The sequence below is a fragment of the Dictyoglomus thermophilum H-6-12 genome (assembly GCF_000020965.1).
Taxonomy (GTDB): domain Bacteria; phylum Dictyoglomota; class Dictyoglomia; order Dictyoglomales; family Dictyoglomaceae; genus Dictyoglomus; species Dictyoglomus thermophilum.
In genome coordinates, this window is sequence record NC_011297.1 from 1,725,242 (window position 1) to 1,741,399 (window position 16,158).

Below are 16,158 nucleotides of genomic sequence, written 5' to 3' on the forward strand. Positions count from 1 at the left end.
TTTTATGAAGGAAGAAAAAATTTTTAAATATTTAGAGATAATTAGAAAAATAAAAGAAGAAGAGAAAAACTTCATAAATATAGAAGATTTTACAGCCCATATTCAATCTATCTTAAAAGAACTCTCTCTAAAAATATCATTTGCTCAAAATAAGATAAGTATATCACCAGAAACACACGAAACTTCAAAAGAAGATCAACTTCTCATTAATATAATAGCTGAAGATATAAACCAATTTTTAGAGAATAAAAATTCTCTAAATTTATTTAACGAATTAGCCATCTCTCTGATTGAGCAAAAAAGCCTAAAAGATTTATTAGACCATATCTTGATAGAATTAGAGAAGATAATTCCTTATACTTCTGCCAACATTGCTCTATTAGAAAATGATACCCTTAACTACCTCTCCTTCCGAGGATACGAAAAATATCACGTAGAAAATTTTATGAAAAATTTTAAGCCAGATAAAAACTTTCTTTATACATTAAAAACTGTCATAGATACCAGAAAACCTCTACTAATAGAAAATACTGATGAATATCCATATTGGGTATTTATCCCCGAAACTCAATGGATAAAATCCCATCTTATGATTCCAATTATATACAATAATCAACTCTTAGGCTTAATAAGTTTTGATTCTGATAAGCCATACGGTTTTAGTGAAGACACCATCAAAAAAGTATCTTCCATGCTTCCTCTTCTTGGAGTAGCTTTAGAAAATGCAAAACTCTATGACGAGCTAAAAAGAGAACTTGAGGAAAGAATAGCTACCGAAGAAAAATACAAAAGATCTTTTTACCAAATTGTAAAACTTGCATCAGATATTGTAGAAATGAAAGATTCTTATACTGCAGGGCATCAAAAAAGAGTGGCAAAAATATCGGTGCTAATTGGAAAAACCTTAGGATTCTCTCAAGATAAGATAAGAATTTTAGCTATTAGCTCTTTACTTCACGACATTGGTAAAATTGCTATTCCCTCAGAAATATTAAATAAACCTTCTGTTTTAACTCCATTAGAAAGAAAATTTGTCAACATGCATCCCGAAATAGGTTATAACCTTTTAAAGAAAATTGAAATCGTTAAAGATATTGCGCCCATCGTATATCAACATCATGAGAGAATAAATGGCTCTGGATACCCTAAAGGCTTAAAAGGAGAAGAGATAGTTTTAGAAGCAAGAATAATAGGAGTGGCAGATGTATTTGAAGCTATGACCTCTCACAGACCCTATCGCCCTGCCCTCTCTATGGATTTAGCAATAAAAGAGCTTGAGGAAAATAAAGGCACTCTTTATGATCCCAATATAGTAGATGCACTCTTAAAAGTTATAAAAGAAGGGAGGATTAATCTATGAATATAAAAGAAGATATCAAAGAAATTATGCCTGAAGTTATAAATATTAGAAGAGATCTTCATATGTATCCAGAACTGGGATTTCAGGAATATAGAACCTCAGAAGTAATATCAAATTATCTTGAAAAGTTAGGGCTTGAGGTAAGAAGAAACATTGCTAAAACAGGTGTATTAGGTATATTAAGAGGAAAGGAAGAGGGAAAAACTATACTCCTTAGAGCGGACATTGATGCCCTACCTTTAGAAGAGCTAAACAATGTGCCCTATAAATCAAAAAATAAAGGAATAATGCATGCCTGTGGACACGATGGCCACACTGCCATATTGCTTGGAACTGCCAAAATTTTGGCAAAGTATAAGGAACAATTAAAAGGAACCGTTAAATTTGCCTTTCAACCTGCGGAAGAATTACCTCCAGGTGGTGCTGAACCAATGATAAAAGAAGGCATATTAGAAAATCCTTATGTGGACAAAGTATATGCCCTCCATCTTGCTAATCATATCCCTATTGGAAAGATTGGCGTTAGAAAAGGACTTTTCTGTGCCCAAGCCGATGCCTTCACTATTAAAGTAAAGGGAAAGGGAGGACATGGATCTGCACCTGATAAATGCATTGATCCTCTAATTATATCCACCTATATTGTACAGGCATTACAGGAAATTCCAGCAAGAGAAATTGATCCTTACACACCTTTTGTATTAAGTGTATGTAAGATACAAAGCGGAAATGCTTTTAATATCATTCCTGAAGAAGCAGAGATACAAGGAACTGTAAGAAGTTTTGATAAAAATCTTGCAGAGTCAGTGGCAAAAAGGATAGAAAAAATATCCCAAAACATTGCCGAAGCCTTTAGGGGCAAAGTAGAGCTTGAATATCAATTTGGATATCCGCCAGGAAAAAATAACGAAGAGGAAGCAGAATTTGTAAAGAAGATAGCAGAAGAAATAGTAGGGAAAGACAATGTAATAGAAGAAAAACCATCTATGGGAGGAGAAGATTTCTCTTATTTTTTAGAGGAAAGACCAGGAGCCATGTTTTGGCTTGGATCAGGCAATGAAGAGAAGGGCTTAAATCATCCCCATCATTCTCCTTATTTTGATTTTGATGAGAATGCCATGGCCATAGGTATAGAAATGTTTGTTAGAATAGTATTAGAAAATCTGTTATAATTTTTCTTACCAAAACTGAAGAAAAGGAGGGAGCAAAATATATGATAATCTTAGATAAAACCATATTCAGAATGTATGATATCCGAGGAGAAGTTCCAAAGAATCTAAATAAAGATGTGGCAAGAATAATTGGAAAGGCTTATGCAGTATTTATAAGAAAAAGAATCAATAAAGAAAACCTTACAATCTCTGTAGGAAGAGATGCTAGAATTTCTTCAAAAGAACTTTCCGAAGGCCTAATTGAAGGATTAAGAAGCTCAGGGATAAACGTAATTGACATAGGTTTATGTCCTACTCCTCTACTCTACTTCTCTCTCTTTACCCTTCCTGTGGATGGAGGAATAATGATCACTGGAAGCCACAACCCACCACAATTTAATGGCATGAAAATCTGTGTGGGTAAAGAAACCATATATGGTCCCTTAATTCAAGAGTTATACGAGATTGCAGTAAATATTAAAGATGAAACTTCAACAAAAGAAGGAAGTTATGAAACTTATGATATCATCTCAGCTTACAAAGAATTTCTTATAAAAGAGTTCCAAAACTCTGCTATAACAAGACTCCCTCAAGGTACAATAAAGCTTGTAATAGATTCTGGAAACGGTTGTGGAGGACTTGTAGTTCCCGATGTTTTGAGAAAGCTTGGAGTTAATGTGATAGATCTTTTCTCAGAACCCGATGGAAATTTTCCCAATCACCATCCAGACCCAACAGTGATTGAGACTCTAAAAACCCTAAGAGAGACAGTGATAAAAGAAAAAGCAGATTTTGGAGTTGCCTATGACGGAGACGCAGACAGAATTGGAGTTGTGGATGAAAAAGCAGAAATCGTGTATGGAGATAGACTTGCCTATATCTTTGCCAAGGGAATATTAAAAGAAAACCCTGGAGCTAAAATTATAGGAGAAGTAAAATGCTCAAAATTCCTCTTTGAAGGTATAGAAAAATTAGGAGGAATTCCCGTACTCTCACCAGTAGGACACTCCCTGATAAAAAAGAAATTAAGAGAAGAAAATGCCCTTTTTGCAGGAGAGATGAGTGGTCATATATTTTTCAATGATAGATTCTTTGGATATGATGATGCTATCTATGCTACCATGAGGCTTGTAGAACTTTATGCTATAGAAAAACTCCAAAATCCTAATTTTGTATTTTCAGATTTCCTGAAAGAATTTCCAAAAGTATATGCATCTCCTGAGATTAGGGTACATTGTAGCGAAGAAAAGAAATTTGAGATTATAAAAAACTTCTTTGATAAACTAAAGGAAAAATATCCAGAAATTGCCAATAGAGTTCAAAAAGTCATAACCATAGACGGTGTAAGATTAGAGTTTGATGATGGATGGGCTCTTGCAAGAGCAAGCAATACTGAACCCGTAATTGTATTAAGATTTGAGGCAAACACCGAGGAAAGATTAAAAGAATATCAAGAGATCTTTGAAAACATAATAAAAGAATGTTAGAAGAAAATTAAAGGGGGAAGAGAAAAAAATCTTCCCCCTCACTTTAAAACTAAGAAATAACTTTTCTCACATAATCAAGTATATTTTCTATTATCTCTTCCGAAGGATTGTCTTCCCTCATTATGATATTAAAAATTTTATCCTCAATTTCTTTAAATTCCTTTCCCAGAGTCCTTGCTATATCCCTTGCACTTAAATTCCAAAAATCTCCAAGGATCATCTTAGCAATATTTAAATCCTTCTCAGAAAAAAGTCTCTCAAGAGGGAATCTTGAAACTGAAAGCTTGTAAAGGATAACAATATTCTTATTAAAGGTTGGCTCCTCTATAGAAGAATAACTAAATATTTCTCCAGTATTCAAATCAAGAGCTACAATTCCATTTAATGTTGGAGGATCATAATGTTCAATAGCCTTTCTTACAATATCTTCTACATTCATCCTTCCCACTATTCTTCTTACAGAATTCTCAATTTCCTTAATATCTCTTTTTTTCTTCAAAATATCACCTTATTTATATTTTCCATGTAATTTGGTGGTCTGATAAATAAATACAAGCAAAAGAATAACAAAAAGATAAAAATTAAACTGTGAAAAAATCTGGAAGAGAGACTTTAAAGTAAGAACAAATAAGGAAGGATTTTGTATAAAAAATCTCACCAATCTATATCCAATTATAAAAACTAAAGAGAAAATAAAAACCTCTAATAATAAAAGTATAAAAATGTAAACTTGTCTTTTTATCTTCTCATACCTTAGAGTATTAAGGACCTTAATGTAAACTCTATCCCACTCCCTAACAATCTCGTCTTCTTCATTAACTTTTTCTTTAAGTTTCTTCTCTATCTCCAAAAATTCTTCAAATTCTCTTCTACACTCATCACAATTTCTTAGATGAGTAAAAAATTCTTCATCTACCTCAGGATATAAAAACATTTTTTCTCTAAAGTCCTGACAATTCATTTTTGCTCCCTTAAATAATTATATACCTTCTTTTTAGCTCTACAAATATAACTTTTTAAAGTATTTAATGGAATATCTAATATCTCACTTATTTCTTTATAAGAATAACCTTCCTGATAATAAAGAATCAATATACTCTTTTCCAAAGGAGATAAAGGCCTCCATACATCCCTCTGCTCTACCAATTCCTCAGGATTATAATATTTATTATCTTCTATCTCTACATCTATAAACCTATTCCTTTCCTTTAAATAATCCATAGCAAGATTATGAGCAATTCTAAAAAGATAATTTTTAGCTGTTTTCTCTTCAATATAAACGTCCATAGCCCTTAAGAAAGTCTCCTGAAGAATATCTTTTGCCCCCTCCTCATCCCCAATAAGCTTTCTTACATATTTATATATCTCTTCCCCATAAAGCTGAAAATAAGTTACTATATCACCCATTTTCTAAAATTATACAATAAAAAATAGCTATTGTATCTTATTTCATATTACTTTATAATCTCATTATTATGAAGGAAGTATTTTTCTCCATAGTAGTACCAGCTCATAATGAAGCACTTTATATTGATAAAACCATCAATTCGTTGAAAGAGATGGAGTACCCAAGGGATAAATTAGAAGTAATCATAGTAGAAAATGGATCCACCGATAATACCTTTGAGGTAATTAAAAAATTATCTCCCCCCTGGTTTAAAATCATATCTATAAAAGAGGCTGGAGTCTCAAAGGCTAAAAACGTAGGTATTGAAAACCTCTCTCCAGAAAGTGAATGGGTAATATTTTTAGATGCAGATACATACTTAGGCCAAAGTTTTTTAAAGGATTTAAGTGAATTCTTAAGAAAAAACGAAGATAAAAATTTAGGATGTGGAATGGTTTCTCTTCTTCCCTACCCTGACTACAAGATAGCAAGATTTTGGTACCACTTTTACAACTTTGCCAACAGAGTTACAAAAACCACAAGATCTATTCAAATCATAAGAAGAGATCTTCTTAGAGATCTGAGATTTGATGAGAGTCTTACCTTTGATGAAGATACCATGATGATAAGGGCTTGCAGAAAAAGAGCAAAATATTTCTTTTTCAAGACCAAGAAGGTCTTCTCTTCCACTAGAAGATTTGAGAAAAATGGATGGATAAAACAACTTTTCCAATGGATCTATTATGCATCTCTCCCCTACGAGAAAAAGAAGAAAATTAAATATAAAGTTCTAAGGTAAAAACTTTAAAAATACTTTTTTATAAACTCCATTACTACCCCTGAGATAATAGGAACACTAAAATTATCGTCTATCACATTAGGTAGTGCCTCCACAATAAAAGAAACTATTGCTCCTACCAATACAATATATAAAGGAAGTAATCCCTCAAACCATAAAAAGAAGGATACTACGAAACTCATACTTAAAAAACCAAGAGAACCCTCTAAAGTTTTGTCAGAATTTTTAAAAAGCTTTTTCCTTCCCAAATTTATACCAACCCATTTTGCCATCATATCTCCAAGAGAAGTAAATCCTAAAGAAGCAAAAGCAATCTCTCTCTCAAAGAGGACAAAACTTATAAATATTCCAAGTAAAAAATTAGTTATAGAGGATACTCTTCCCACTTCTTTCTCTCTAAAGATTTTAAAATTCTTGGTTATCTCAAGTTGAAAGAAATTTTCTATTCTTCTTACCAGGATTCTCAATATGTCAAGAAGAGAGAAGATTGCAAGAATAATCCCAAGTATCAAAAGAACAACAAACTTTGAAGTGAAAATATAAAGGGGTATAAATAAGAGGGCAAAAGGCCTTGCCAAAATCCTCCAAAAAGTATGTTTCTCCGTATAAAATTTAAACCTATCTCTTAAAAGATTTTTAACAGCCTCATAGGTAATAATCACAGATAAAATTGTCAAAAATAAAACCCCTACATAACTTTTTGCATTTAGCCACATGAAAAAAGCTATTATGGGAAAGGCAGTAATAGTAAACACATCTCCTACCCCATGAGTGGCTATATTTAATAAAAGAAAATAAATCACGAGAAAAACAAAAAATTGTATTATTTGGACAGAAGAGAAATTCTGAACCAAAAGTTTAACAAATAAAAAGATAAAAAGGCTCAAAGAAGTAGCAAACCCTCTCCCACCTTTAAAGCCCAAATAAAAGGGAAATTTATGCCCTAAAACAGCGGAAAATCCTCCAAGATAGACAAAAAATTCAGGAAAATTAAAAATACACCTCAAAATTATCATAGGAATAAAGCCTTTAGAAACATCGTACAAAGCAGTAATTATGGCTGGAAATAATCCTACCGATCTTTTTACATTCAATACCCCAGGATTTCCATCTCCAAGCTTTCTTATATCTACCTTCTTAAACCATAAGGGTAAGAAATACCCAGGAAGAAAAGAACCAAAAAGATAACCCAAACCAATTGAGAATATAAGTTTTAGTATGTTCTCCAAAATAATCATCTTTTAATTCCCCCTATTGTAATTAGAAATATTTTATAACAAATTACATAGAAAATGTTAATAAACAAAGACATTAAAAAAACAATACTACTTCAGTCAGTAAGAGGATCATGATATAATTTATTTAATAATTATGAGTACTTTTATAACAAATTCAGGGGAAAAATCACTAAAGAAAAGATTACAGGAACTCATTGAAAAAAGCGAAGAGTTAAAATTTCTTGTTGGTTTCTTTTATTTTTCTGGTGTTAGAGAGCTTTATGAATCCCTAAAAAGGCTTGACGAAAACGGAAAGTTAAAAGAAGGACATCTTAAAATACTCGTAGGATTGGATATAGACGAAGGAGTTTGGGGAATTTATGAGACTGCCATAATCAACGAAATCTACAATAAAAACCGTTTAAAAGAAAAATTTTTCAATTCACTAAAAATTGCCTTCAATTCTGAGGAATTAGATAATAAAGAAACCTATGAACAGATTAAATTTTTCATAAAACTCCTTAAAGAAGGAAAGTTAGTTCTAAGAAAAACAAAAGACCCCAACCATGCCAAACTTTATTTATTTAAAATGGATGAATCTATAAAATCAGTAATTCCCAATCTTTTCATAACAGGAAGTAGTAACCTAACAAAATTTGGATTAGAATCTCAAGATGAATTTAACGTAGAAGTTAAAGATTATGGCTTTGAAGAAGCAGAAAAGTATTTTGATGAATTATGGGAAAAAGGAATAGAGCTTTCTCAGGAGGATATAAACAAAACAATTTATATTTTAGAAAACAAAAGCTTTCTAAAAGAAATCTCACCCTTTGAGGCTTATGCCTACCTTTTAAAAACTTACTTAGAACTTCACAAGGGCAAAATTCTAAGAAAAGAACTTGAAGACCTCTTAAAAGAAAAAGGCTATAAACCTTACAACTACCAGATGGAAGCAGTAGCTCAAGCCTTAGCCAATTGTGAATCTCATGGAGGAACCCTATTAGCAGATGTGGTAGGACTTGGAAAAACAATTGTTGCATGTCTTGTGGGAAAAGCCTTGGGAAAGAGAGGTATAGTAATTTGTCCCCCTCATCTTATGGGAGATGATAATAAAACCTCTGGTTGGAAAAAATATCTTGAAGATTTCAAGCTTTTTGATTGGGAAGTAAGATCCTTAGGAAAATTAGAAGAAACCCTTGAATTTGTAAAAGATAGAGAAGATATCCAAATAGTAATAGTAGATGAGGCTCATCGTTTCAGAAATGAAAATACCCAAAGTTATCAATTCTTAAAAGAAATATGTAGAGGTAAAACTGTAATTCTAATTACCGCTACACCTTTTAATAATGAACCCTCTGACCTATTCTCTCTATTAAAACTTTTCACTGTACCCAAAAAATCCACAATAATATTAGATGAAGATTTAGAAAATAGGTTTGATTATTACCAAAGCATTTTCTATAAACTTGCATACATAAAAAACTATTGGAATTCTAAAGATAACAGAAGAAAAAGAAGAGCCCAAAGATACTACAGAGATATATTTGGAGAAAACGAAATAGACTTATCAAAAGTAAAAAATCTTACTAAGCTTCTTGCCCGAGAAATAAGAGCCACCCTTGAACCAGTAGTAATAAGGAGAAACAGACTTGATTTGAAATACTATGGAGAAAAAATTGAACTTCCAGAAGTAAAAGACCCCAAAGAATGCTTCTTTGAGCTTACCCAAGAAGAATCTAAATTCTACGATGAAGTAATAACCACTTTCGCCCCATTAGAAGATGGAGGAACATTCACAGGAGCCATTTACTTTCCTGCAAGATACGAAAAGGTTGAACAGTTAGGTCTTTGGGAGGAAATGAATGAAAGAAGTTTAACAAAAGAAGAGCAATTCCTATACATCTATCAGAGAAACCTATATGACTTTATGAGAAGACTCCTTGTAAAAAGATTTGAAAGTAGCTTTGGAGCTTTCAGAGAAAGTATTCTGAGATTTAGAGATGTACACAAAACGGCCCTTGAATTTGTCAAGAAAACAAGGAAATTTATACTGGATAGAAAGTTAATGGACGATTTAGTAACAGCAGATCCCGATGAGATCCTTGAAGAACTCAAGAAATATGAGGAGGAGCTAAAGAAAGAAAATATTAATAATAAATATTACAAGATATATGATATAGATAAATTTGAATACAGAGAAGAATTCATTAAAGATATAGAAAAGGATCTTACCCTTTTTGATAGACTAATTGAAAAAATAGACAATTTAAAACTTTTGGAAAAAGATCCTAAAGCCGAAAAACTAATTGAGGAAATAAAAACTTATATAAATGAGGGAAGAAAAGTCGTAATTTTCACAGAATATCTGGATACTGCAAAATATTTAGAAAGAATCTTAGAGAAAGAATTTAAAGATATTCTTCTCTCTGCTTATGGAAACTTTAGCAGAAAGACAATAGAAGACATCTATAAAAATTTTGATGCCCAATATAAAGATCAAGAAGATAAATATAAAATTCTACTTACTACTGACAAACTTTCTGAAGGTTTTAACCTAAACAGAGCAGGAGTTGTAATAAATTATGATATCCCTTGGAATCCTGTAAGAGTAATTCAAAGAGTAGGAAGAATAAACAGAATAGCCAAAAAAGTTTATGATGAGATCTATATATTAAATTTCTTCCCTACTGAACAAGGTGCTGATATTGTAAAATCAAGAGAAATAGCCCAAACAAAGATGTTTATGATACACAATGTACTGGGAGAGGATGCAAAGATTTTTGATCCTGATGAAGAGCCTCAGCCAGCTGAATTATATAAAAGATTGAATACTTATTACGAAGAGGAAGAAGAAAGCTTCTTTACAAGAGTAAGAAGAGACTTTGAATTAATAGAGAAAAATTATCCTGAAATTATAGAAGAGATAAAAGATATGCCTAAAAGAGTAAAAATATCTAAAAAAGGAAAAGAGAATGAATTACTGGTATTCATTAAAAAAGGAAAAGACTTATTTGTAGGTTATAAAAACTACGAAGAAAAACAACCAAAATCAGTAACCTTTGAAGAAGTATATGAAAAAATAATAGCCCAAAAAGAGGAAAAAGCCCTACCTCTGAGTGATAACTTTTGGACAAATTACAATTTGATCCTTGATCAAACAGCCTATAAAAAGTACTCTACTTCAAGAGGACAAAGTATAAAAGAGAAAGCATATAACATGCTTAACTTTCTACTTCAGGAAGAAGATGAAGAAAAAAGGATTAAAATAAAGCCGTATGAAAAATTCATATCTAATCTCATAGAAGATATAAGATCCTTTGGGACTCTCTCAGAATACACTCTTAACCAAATTGCAGATTTAGAAAATAAAGAACTCGACAAAATAATAGAAGAGCTGGAAAAATTAAAAAAATTAATTGGAGAAGACTTTCTCGATAAAGTATTGGAAAATATAAAAAGTCATAAAGAGGAAATTATAATTGCTATAGAAAATAGAATTATGGAAGAGGGGACTCAAAATGCCTGACCAAATTGAAAAGTATATTGATAACCTTATAAAAAATTTTTCTAAAGAAAACCTTGTAGAGTATTTATCCCAAAAGAATAATTTTGACACATATTCTAAGAGACATTATGGATATGAAGGTGATATATTTGATGAGATCTATGAAGTAGCAGAAAAAGATCTGAAAAATGGGAACAAATTAAAAATATTTACAATAAAAACCCAAAAGGAAATTACCGAAAGAACCAGTAAAAAGAAGCAATACGACCTTGCCAAGAAAATCTTAAGAGATTCTCTCACTCAAGCTGGGATTTTTGTATTTCATGATGAGAATGGAAACTTTAGATTTTCACTTGTTTACTCTACCTTCTCAGGAACCAAAAGAGAATACAGCTATTATAAAAGATATACCTACTATGTCGCTAAAGGAAGACCATATCATACCTTTAAGGAAGCTTTGTATAAAGTGAAATTTGAAACTCTTGAAGATATAATCGATGCCTTCAGTACATTACCCCTTACAAAAGAATTTTACACAGAAATACAAAACTGGTATGCCTGGGCGTCAAAACACGCCTGGTTTCCTGGAGGAAAAAAAGAAGAAAATCTCATAAGACTTCTTACAAGAATTATTTTTGTTTGGTTTCTTAAGGAACGTAAGCTTATTCCCGAAGAAATTTTTGAACCCAATTTTCTAAAAGATATAGTAAAAGATTTTGGAAAAGCAGATTATTACTATAACACTATTCTTCAAAACCTCTTCTTTGCAACTCTAAACCGAGAGGCAAAAGAAAGAGACTTTGCCAAAGATTTAGGCTTTCCAGAAAACAAAACAAACTTTGGAGTAAAGACCCTTTTCAGATATGACAAATATCTCCTAATACCTGAAAGGGAATTCATTAAGATATTTGAAAAAGTTCCCTTCATAAATGGTGGACTCTTTGAATGCCTTGATGATGATTCTAACTACATAGATGGCTTTACCAGAAGAGAAGAAAAAAGAGCCAAACTTCCTGATTTTCTTTTCTTCTCAGAGGAAAGAGAAGAAGACCTCTCAGATTTTTATGGTGAAAGGAGAAGGGTAAAAGTAAGAGGATTAATAAATATTTTTAAAGACTACAACTTCACAACTGATGAAAATACTCCTATCGACGTAGAAGTATCCCTGGATCCAGAGCTCTTAGGACATATCTTCGAGAATCTCCTTGCATCATATAACCCAGAAACTCAAACTACAGCAAGAAAAGCTACAGGCTCTTACTACACTCCCAAAGAAATTGTTGATTTTATGGTGGAAGAATCCCTCATAGAGTACTTCAAAATAAAAACAAAAATTGAAGAGGAAAAATTAAGAGACCTCCTATCTTACAAGGAAGATATAAATCTTAGCAATGAAGAAAAAGAATCAATCTTACATGCTATAGATAACCTAAAGGTTATTGATCCAGCAGTAGGATCTGGAGCCTTTCCCATGGGAATAGTACACAAACTTGTACACATACTAAATAAAATAGATCCTGAAAACAAGCTCTGGTATGAATTACAATACAAAAAAGCCCTTACTGAGATAGAAAAGGTCTTAAAAATTAAAGATAGAAGCGAAAGAGAAGAGAAGCTTAAAGAAGTAAATGAGAATTTTGATGAAAGTATAAATTACCATGATTATGCAAGGAAACTCTATATCATAGAAAACTCAATTTATGGAGTTGATATTCAGCCCATTGCAATCCAAATATGTAAACTAAGATTTTTCCTATCTCTTATTATTGACCAAAAAATTGATGAATCCAAGGAAAATTATGGAGTAAAGCCACTACCCCACTTAGAAACAAAATTTGTCTGTGCAAATACTCTAATAGGATTGGAAAAACCAAGACAAATAAACATGGGAGATTATTTGTTAGAAGACTTAAAAACTCAATTGAAAGATTTATATAAAAAGCACTTTAATATTAAAACAAGGGGAGAGAAAAAAAGATTGCAGGAAAAAGCCCAAGAATTAAGAAATAAAATAAAGGAAAGATTAATCGATGAAGGCTGGAACACTAAAGAGGCAGAAAAAATAGCCAATTTTGACATTTTCTCTCAAACTGCAACGGCAGACTGGTTTGATCCCGAATGGATGCTGGGAGTTGAGGATGGATTTGATATTGTAATTGGAAATCCACCATACGTAAGGCAAGAAAATATAAGACCAATTAAACCCGTACTACAATCTCAAGGATATGAAACCTTTGTCTCTACAGCAGACCTATATGTTTATTTCTATGAAAAAAGCTACAATCTTCTCAAAAATGGAGGAATACACTGTTTTATCTCAAGTAATAAATGGATGAGAGCAAAATATGGAGAGAAATTAAGAGATTTCCTAAAAGAGAAAACAACAATCTTGAAACTTATAGACTTTGGTGGTTACCATGTATTCGGCCAAACAGTTGATACTTGTACAGTACTTTTTAGAAAAGAAAAACCTAAAACCGATCATATTCTTTACTACGTAGCAAGTGTACCCTCTGAAATTGAAAATCATGAAAAAGCAATAGAATATATAAAGCAAAACTTAAAACCTATGTCTCAAAAATCACTAAATTCCCAAACCTTCGTACTTGCAGACCAAAAAATCTTATCCTTAAAAGAAAAAATTGAGCATATAGGCAAACCTCTGAAAGCTTGGAATGTAAATATTTATCGTGGTGTTTTAACAGGATTTAACGAGGCATTTATTATTGATACAGAAACAAGAAATAAAATTCTTGCCAACTGTAAAACAGAGGAAGAGAGAAAGAGAACAGAAGAAATAATTAAACCAGTTTTGAGGGGAAGAGATATTGAGAAATGGAGATATAAATGGGCAGGACTGTGGATTATTGGAACTTTTCCTGCCTTAAATCTAAATATTGACTACTATCCAGCCCTAAAAGAATACTTAAAATCCTTTGGAGAAAGATTAAATCAAGATGGAAAACCAGGACATAGAAAAAAAACACATAATAAATGGTTTGAAACTCAAGATAATATAGCTTATTACCCCGAATTTGAAAAAGAAAAAATTGTGTGGCAAAGAGTAACAAAGAGTCCTAAATTTACAATAATCCCGCCAAGTATATATTGTGAGGCAACTACACACTTTATCACTTGCAGTAATGAATATATAAATTTCTTAGTTGGTATTTTCAATTCACTATTTTTCAAGTTTGCATTTTATAAATTTTACATGGGAGGAGGAATCGAGGGCGAAATAAAAGGAGAATTTATAGGACGATTCCCCATCCCTCCCATCACTTCTCAAAATCAATCCATAGTAAATCAAATAGAAAAGCTTGTAGATCAAATTCTCTCCCTTGCCCAGTCAAAAGATTACGATCTAAATTACCAAAAGCAATCCCAGGTCAAAGCTCTCGAAAAAGAAATCGACCAATTGGTCTACAAACTCTACAACTTAACCGATGAAGAGATAAAAATTATTGAAAGTGAAAATAAGGAAAGTGAAGATATAAATGAACTATTTTGATCCACAAAAAAGGAAGGAATATGAATACATAGAACCATTCATCAGATTTTATTTCCCTCAAAAAAAGATTAAAATACAATTTCCTGATCTAAATGAGAGAAATAAAAAAGCTCCAGACTTTTTAATAACATTAAGTAATAACCATAAATTTGCTATAGAACATAAAAGGATCTTAGACGAAGAAGAAATAAGAAAAAAACATAATCTTTTTAAAAATGTTTCAGAATTACAAAAAGCATTGGATAATTTAATTGCTAAAAACAAGGATAAAATAAAAGGAAAATACTTCTTACACTATTCCTCAAATTTGAAGATAACTAAAAAGAACATAGAAAAAATTGGAGAGAATATTATTGAAGAAATTATTCAAGATAAACAAAATTTCCATATTAAAAATGTAGGAGATTTCGAAGTTGTATGTCATAACGAAAAAAGTGATCCAGATATACTATTAGCTATTACATCAGACGCTAAATTTATTAATCCATCAGATATCATTGAACAATGTATAAAATTAGAAGAAACAAATGAAAAGTTTAACAATATACAGGCAAATAAAAGAATCTTACTAATAACTAATAATTCTGGTTTTGAAGAAGAGGATTATTTTAAAGCACTCGCCAAAAATTTTGAAAAATTACTAATATATAATATAGATGAGATATGGTTGTTAAGTCCTAAAATTGATACAAATATACCCCCAAAACTTCTATTTACAAAAAAATTTCCCAATAATCTTCTCAATAGTAGGATAAAAAATAAAAAAGAGCTAAAATTATTAGAAGGGCTTTTATCGCACTTATTAGAATTAAAAGATGATAGAATTAATGAAATCATTCTTAAAAACCTAAAAATCTTATTTGCTCGAAAAGACCCCCATAAAATATTTGACAACAAATATGTTCGTATTTCCATAGTCACAAATTTAGGTGAATGGTTAGGAAAAAACAAAAAATATGATGATTTGATATGGCTCATTAACACTTTTATCAATGACCCCGATCAGGCAGATCCTGAAGAATTTAAAGAAATAGAAGAAGATAGAAATTTCATCCCAATCTCTGCTGTAACTGAGGGTGTAGCTTACATAGTACATTTTTTAGCTCTTGATAATTATATCTCAAAAGCTCTGTATTATACTAAAAAACTTTTACTATATAGAGATCAAAGAGTAAAATATTTTTGCTTATTTCCCCTATTAAAAATTTCAGTAAATAGATCGCTTCTTAAAGGATATGGAGAAAGACCAAGAAAAGATGAATATAAAGAATTTTATAAGCTTTGTTTTTACATGCTTGAATTTATTAAAAATAATCCTCAATACATAGCCATAGCAAACTTCCTATGTAAGATCTTCTTAGTTTATACCGATCTCTCCACAAAGGAAGCCAAAAAAGTGTTGGATACCTTAGAGTACATCCCAGAATCAGCACCCCTATTTATATACTTTGCACTCTATAGAAAAAGACTTCTTAGAAATCAAAAGGTAAAATTCAATGATAAAATATTTCAAAAAAGACTAAAAGAGATACTTCAAAAGTCCGATAATATCATGTTAAAGAAAGAAATTCTCATAGAAATAAAACAAATCCTTGATAAACATCCAGAAGAATCTGATTATTTAGCCCAATACATTGAATTATCCAAAGACCTATTCAATGATTAAATTTTAGCCATACTTTTAGGATAACTTTAATCCTTCTTCTCTTTCCAATAGCACCCATCTCCATACCATAATGAGTTA

The 16,158-nt window shown here is 31.3% G+C and carries 11 protein-coding genes; 7 read left to right on the forward strand and 4 right to left on the reverse strand.

Annotation, left to right across the window (positions count from 1 at the left end; all coding sequences use genetic code 11):
* The first annotated feature begins 4 nt into the window (after positions 1 to 4).
* The 3 genes from DICTH_RS08560 to DICTH_RS08570 are packed head-to-tail and all read left to right on the forward strand — an operon-like array spanning position 5 to position 3,995.
* Positions 5 to 1,360, forward strand: coding sequence for an HD domain-containing phosphohydrolase (locus tag DICTH_RS08560; RefSeq protein ID WP_012547519.1), 1,356 nt, complete (start codon positions 5 to 7; stop codon positions 1,358 to 1,360).
* Complete coding sequence (locus DICTH_RS08565; RefSeq protein WP_012548352.1) at positions 1,357 to 2,529, forward strand: M20 family metallopeptidase; 1,173 nt, start codon at positions 1,357 to 1,359, stop codon at positions 2,527 to 2,529. The genes DICTH_RS08560 and DICTH_RS08565 overlap by 4 nt, the downstream gene beginning before the upstream one ends.
* A 41-nt stretch (positions 2,530 to 2,570) precedes the next feature.
* Entirely contained in the window at positions 2,571 to 3,995 is a 1,425-nt protein-coding gene (locus DICTH_RS08570; protein WP_012547248.1) for a phosphomannomutase/phosphoglucomutase, read from the forward strand.
* A gap of 49 nt (positions 3,996 to 4,044) precedes the next feature.
* Here DICTH_RS08570 and DICTH_RS08575 read toward each other — a convergent pair whose 3' ends face one another.
* From DICTH_RS08575 to DICTH_RS08585, 3 genes are read right to left on the reverse strand one after another with little or no spacing between them, the layout of a single operon-like run.
* A complete protein-coding gene (locus DICTH_RS08575) occupies positions 4,045 to 4,494 on the reverse strand; it encodes a hypothetical protein (RefSeq protein WP_012548086.1) in 450 nt (149 codons plus the stop codon).
* Between the two features lie 9 nt (positions 4,495 to 4,503).
* Positions 4,504 to 4,956 (reverse strand): anti-sigma factor family protein, encoded by a 453-nt coding sequence (locus DICTH_RS08580; protein ID WP_012547753.1) that lies wholly within the window; start codon positions 4,954 to 4,956, stop codon positions 4,504 to 4,506.
* Complete coding sequence (locus DICTH_RS08585; protein WP_012548540.1) at positions 4,953 to 5,402, reverse strand: RNA polymerase sigma factor; 450 nt, start codon at positions 5,400 to 5,402, stop codon at positions 4,953 to 4,955. The genes DICTH_RS08580 and DICTH_RS08585 overlap by 4 nt, the downstream gene beginning before the upstream one ends.
* A gap of 68 nt (positions 5,403 to 5,470) precedes the next feature.
* Between DICTH_RS08585 and DICTH_RS08590 the strand changes: the two genes are divergently transcribed.
* Positions 5,471 to 6,181, forward strand: coding sequence for a glycosyltransferase family 2 protein (locus DICTH_RS08590; protein ID WP_012548065.1), 711 nt, complete (start codon positions 5,471 to 5,473; stop codon positions 6,179 to 6,181).
* A 5-nt stretch (positions 6,182 to 6,186) separates the two neighbouring features.
* On the opposite strand, the gene DICTH_RS08595 is transcribed toward DICTH_RS08590, so the two are convergent.
* The gene (locus DICTH_RS08595; RefSeq protein WP_012547001.1) at positions 6,187 to 7,419 is read right to left on the reverse strand and encodes a glycerol-3-phosphate acyltransferase; all 1,233 of its coding nucleotides are present in this window, start codon (positions 7,417 to 7,419) and stop codon (positions 6,187 to 6,189) included.
* A gap of 133 nt (positions 7,420 to 7,552) precedes the next feature.
* Between DICTH_RS08595 and DICTH_RS08600 the strand changes: the two genes are divergently transcribed.
* From DICTH_RS08600 to DICTH_RS08610, 3 genes are read left to right on the forward strand one after another with little or no spacing between them, the layout of a single operon-like run.
* Positions 7,553 to 10,924: a helicase-related protein gene (locus DICTH_RS08600; RefSeq protein WP_012547772.1), complete on the forward strand. Its 3,372-nt coding sequence runs from the start codon at positions 7,553 to 7,555 to the stop codon at positions 10,922 to 10,924.
* Positions 10,917 to 14,414, forward strand: a complete 3,498-nt coding sequence (locus tag DICTH_RS08605) for an Eco57I restriction-modification methylase domain-containing protein (protein WP_012548680.1) — start codon at positions 10,917 to 10,919, stop codon at positions 14,412 to 14,414. The genes DICTH_RS08600 and DICTH_RS08605 overlap by 8 nt, the downstream gene beginning before the upstream one ends.
* The gene (locus DICTH_RS08610) at positions 14,401 to 16,080 is read left to right on the forward strand and encodes a hypothetical protein (protein ID WP_012548466.1); all 1,680 of its coding nucleotides are present in this window, start codon (positions 14,401 to 14,403) and stop codon (positions 16,078 to 16,080) included. The genes DICTH_RS08605 and DICTH_RS08610 overlap by 14 nt, the downstream gene beginning before the upstream one ends.
* The last annotated feature ends 78 nt before the right edge of the window (positions 16,081 to 16,158 follow it).

Bases quoted from the DNA above. Each gene is read 5' to 3' on its own strand.
- DICTH_RS08560 (WP_012547519.1), top strand. From the start codon at position 5: ATGAAGGAAGAAAAAATTTTTAAATATTTAGAGATAATTAGAAAAATA.
- DICTH_RS08585 (WP_012548540.1), bottom strand. From the start codon at position 5,402: ATGGGTGATATAGTAACTTATTTTCAGCTTTATGGGGAAGAGATATAT.
- DICTH_RS08605 (WP_012548680.1), top strand. From the start codon at position 10,917: ATGCCTGACCAAATTGAAAAGTATATTGATAACCTTATAAAAAATTTT.
- DICTH_RS08590 (WP_012548065.1), top strand. From the start codon at position 5,471: ATGAAGGAAGTATTTTTCTCCATAGTAGTACCAGCTCATAATGAAGCA.
- DICTH_RS08580 (WP_012547753.1), bottom strand. From the start codon at position 4,956: ATGAATTGTCAGGACTTTAGAGAAAAAATGTTTTTATATCCTGAGGTA.
- DICTH_RS08565 (WP_012548352.1), top strand. From the start codon at position 1,357: ATGAATATAAAAGAAGATATCAAAGAAATTATGCCTGAAGTTATAAAT.
- DICTH_RS08610 (WP_012548466.1), top strand. From the start codon at position 14,401: ATGAACTATTTTGATCCACAAAAAAGGAAGGAATATGAATACATAGAA.
- DICTH_RS08570 (WP_012547248.1), top strand. From the start codon at position 2,571: ATGATAATCTTAGATAAAACCATATTCAGAATGTATGATATCCGAGGA.
- DICTH_RS08595 (WP_012547001.1), bottom strand. From the start codon at position 7,419: ATGATTATTTTGGAGAACATACTAAAACTTATATTCTCAATTGGTTTG.
- DICTH_RS08600 (WP_012547772.1), top strand. From the start codon at position 7,553: ATGAGTACTTTTATAACAAATTCAGGGGAAAAATCACTAAAGAAAAGA.